1 protein-coding gene is annotated in these 2,381 nt (G+C 57.7%); it reads right to left on the minus strand.

Annotated features, from left to right (window positions below):
* Nucleotides 1-118 precede the first annotated feature (118 nt).
* Nucleotides 119-1,651: a group II intron reverse transcriptase/maturase gene (gene ltrA / locus RM96_RS28910; RefSeq protein ID WP_238587460.1), complete on the minus strand. Its 1,533-nt coding sequence runs from the start codon at nucleotides 1,649-1,651 to the stop codon at nucleotides 119-121.
* Nucleotides 1,652-2,381: the final 730 nt, after the last annotated feature.

The following is a 2,381-nucleotide window of genomic DNA, read 5'->3' on the forward strand; positions in this document are numbered from 1 at the left end:
AACCAGCGCCCGGCGACCTCAGCCGGCAGTAGAGTAAGAGACAGGGCGTAGTCGGACTATTTCCCTGCCTCTCCTCTCCGAACCGGACTTGCGCCTCTCAACGCATCCGGCTCTCCGTTCAAGTGTTGCTCATAGCAAAGGCGACATCGGGGTAGCGCGACTCGATGGTACGGCGTGTCTCATCGCGCAGGATGTACGGATTTTCTGTCAGGGTCCGCCAAGTAAAACGACCTTTGCGACTGGTCACGAGACGCCGAAGCGCCACCACCCCATACCACCCCCGACTGTTCTGGCCTTGTAACACCCATGTTGTAGCCTGTCCCGGTTCCGGCGCCCGGATGCAGTCGCGCATCAGCGACCTGAACCCGCGCCGGTACTTGCGCGCGAGCCAGTGTCCGAGTTTCCAGAAGACCGTTCGGTCTATTTTCGTGAACATGGTGGCCGTATAGTCGGTGTATTGATAAAAGGCAGCCCAGCCAGCAATCTGCCGATTCAGGCTTTCCATCAGGTCCATCCGGTTCATGCCGTAGTTGCCCGACAATTGCTTTACGAGCCTCCCGGCAAAGCCTCGATACTTCTCCCACGGTATGGTCGTCACAGGCCGCATGCGGCCGCGTGGCCCACGCTTGCGAATGATCCGGTGACCGAGGAAGACAAAGCCGTCGTTCACATGCGTGATATGGGTTTTCTCCATATTTAGCGTGAGCTTCAGTTCGCCTTCAAGGAACCCACGGCACGCTTCGCGTACTGCCTCAGCATGTTCACGGGTTCCCTTGACCACGATCACAAAGTCGTCCGCGTATCGACAGTAGGCCACTGCTGGCTTCCACTGTCGGCCTTCTCGAACAGCAATGGGTCGCTGTTTGAGAATTGCGAAGTTCCACGCCCACCGATCCTTCCGCACTTTCTTGTTCAGGTAGTTCCGTTCCATCCACGCATCGAATTCATGCAGCATGATGTTGGATAAGAGAGGCGAGATGACACCGCCCTGAGGAACGCCTTCGCTTGCAGCACGAAATAGCTCGCGATCAACACAACCCGCCTTGATGAACTTCCAGAGCAGGGCAAGAAAGCGCTGATCGGCAATCCGCTTGCGAATCCCCTTCATGAGCAGCCGATGATGAACCGTATCAAAGTAGCTGGCGAGGTCGCCCTCGATAACCCAACGTCCCGCAGTACTTTGTTCACCGCTGTCTTGTAGCTGGAGCTTCACCGTGCGAATCGCGTGATGCACGCTTCGGGCAGGCCTAAAGCCATATGAGGCCGGGTGGAAATCGCTCTCCCATATCGGCTCCATCGCCATCAACATTGCCCGTTGCACGATCCGATCCCGCAGGCTCGGTATGCCGAGAGGTCTGAGTTTTCCGTTTGCTTTCGGTATGTACACGCGTCTTGCAGGCAGCGGACTATATGAGCCCTCCAACAGTTCGTCGCGTATTGTCGCCAGTTCATGCTGGAGGTTCGCTTCCATCATGTCCTTGTCGACCCCGTCTACACCCGGCGTGCGAGCTCCGCTGGATGCCAGCGTAATACGAGCCGCTTCACTCAGCCAATCCCTATCGGCAATCAGTCTCAGGAGTCGATCGAACTTGCGTTCTTTGTTCTCCGTCGACCATGTCGCCAGTTTGCTTTGCATTTCACTGATTATCAAAGGTCTTCACCTCACTATGGTCAGCTAGTCAACCAAACAAACCACTTCAACTGCCTCCCTTCGCCATGTGGCCGGCTTTCCCGACCTCGGACTACTACGGAGGCTCCGCCAGTTTGCACATCATCGGGGGCACACTCCCTTGGCATCTGTGCAAACTTTCCCCAGTTCACATGCTGGACTCAACGCGTGGGCGAGGTTGCCTGTCGCAGTCTTTATCCTTGCTTGCCGCAAGTCGTCGCGGACACCACGATCTAGCTGCGCGCTCCCCGTGGTTCCATCTGACCAGCTTACTTGTCCAGTCAGTATTCGTGCCCCCGGGCCATATATGTGCCCGGCAACAGCCCGCGTCCTGCCCATAAAGCGGTGTGGGCAGGGGTGACATTTCAACCCTCAGATGCGTTTCAACAGGTTCGTGTTCCTCAACCGTCCCATGCTCAGCCTAGAGACTCATCTTGGCGTAACCGCTTCGCCGCAAGCCCCGTTTCCCACGGACTACGTCACCCTGCCAGTGTCAGCAGGTCACCGCCGCTTCGGCTCACTTCCCCTCGCAGCAGAGGAAGGGCATGCCCCGGTACTACAACGTCAATTCCACCGGGTCCTGCATTCCAAACATGCTCAAGCAGTTTCACCCCCAAACGGGCGGGCTACGCTGGCTGGGCGTACAATAGGTCATGTCCCAGCACCACAGTTGGCGTGGCCCGGTGGCCACGTGCGTGGTGGGCGGACGGCT

This window comes from Cupriavidus sp. IDO, assembly GCF_000812465.1.
GTDB lineage: Bacteria > Pseudomonadota > Gammaproteobacteria > Burkholderiales > Burkholderiaceae > Cupriavidus.